1 protein-coding gene is annotated in these 1307 nt (G+C 54.8%); it reads left to right on the forward strand.

Annotation, left to right across the window (positions count from 1 at the left end):
• The first annotated feature begins 50 nt into the window (after positions 1 to 50).
• A protein-coding gene (locus ABD982_RS11210) for an IS3 family transposase (protein WP_345447652.1) occupies positions 51 to 1285 on the forward strand; the annotation gives its coding sequence in 2 pieces (ribosomal slippage) (positions 51 to 339 and positions 339 to 1285; 1236 coding nt in all).
• Positions 1286 to 1307: the final 22 nt, after the last annotated feature.

The raw sequence follows: 1307 nt of genomic DNA on the forward strand, positions 1-1307 counted from the left end.
TGAAGTGCCCCAGGTTTTGTTCCGTTTGAGTAGATGGGAAAATTTGGAACATGCCGAAGAAGTTTGATCAGGAGGCGAAGGACCGTGTGGTCCGTCTCGTGGAAGACCGCATCCTGGCAGAGAGTATTTCGACGCAGGAAGCATGCAAGATCGTGGCGCCCAAACTGGGCGTTTCGTGGCACACAGCGAGGCAATGGACGCAGGCCGCTCGTCGCGAAGGACGTGTTGTGGAATCAATGCCCGAGGACCTTGCTGCAGAAAACGCACGGTTGCGTCGAGAAAATCAAGAGCTGCGCGACACCAACGAGTTGTTAAAGGCCGCTTCGGCTTTTTTCGCGTCGGAACTCGACCCGAAACGTCGGAAATGATCCGGTTCATTGATGAGTATCGGAATCGTTTCTCAGTCGAGTTCATTTGCCAGACGTTAAACACGCATCGCGAAGGCGGCTTCCTTACTTCGCGTGGGTACCGCCAGTCTAAAGCCCGTGGATTAAGTGCTCGTCGCCTTCGCGATGCTGTGCTGATTGAACACATTAGTGCTGTTCATCGCGATAATTACGGTGTCTACGGTGTGCGGAAAATGTGGCATGCTCTCCGTCGTGACGGAATTGATATCGGTCGTGAACAAACTGCTCGGTTGATGCGCCTGGCCGGTGTTTCTGGCAAAGGCAAAGGCAGGTCACCTATCACAACCCGTAAGCCTAACGTGCCTGATCTGCGCCCAGATTTGGTAAATCGTGAGTTTAAGGCTCCTGGCCCTAATCGGCTGTGGGTGGCGGACATTACGTATGTGCGCACCAGGAAAGGGTTTGTGTACACAGCTTTTGTCACTGATGTGTGCTCCCGGAGGATTGTCGGGTGGGCGTTGTCTGATTCGATGCGTACTGAGGCGTTGCCGCTGCAGGCGCTCAACCAGGCGATCGTGTGCGCCAAGGAAACGGCGGGCCTAATTCATCACTCGGACCACGGGTCGCAGTATGTGAGCATCGTCTACAACGAGCGCCTGGCTGAGCATGGAATTACGGCGTCGACCGGCACTGTTGGTGATTCCTACGACAATGCTCTGGCGGAGAATGTCAACGGCTCCTACAAGAATGAGCTGATTCATAGGCGAACGTGGGCCGATGTCGTCGACGTGGAAATCGCGACGTTCGAGTGGGTGAATTGGTGGAACGAGTCAAGGCTCCACCAGAGCCTGGGCTACCGCACGCCGGCTGAAGTCGAAGCCGAGTTTTGGGAACACCACCCCAGTCGAGAAATAATGGAAATTAAGGCACAAGCCTAGGAACAAAAACCGGGGCACTTCA

Source organism: Rothia endophytica, assembly GCF_039543885.1.
Lineage (GTDB): Bacteria > Actinomycetota > Actinomycetes > Actinomycetales > Micrococcaceae > Rothia > Rothia endophytica.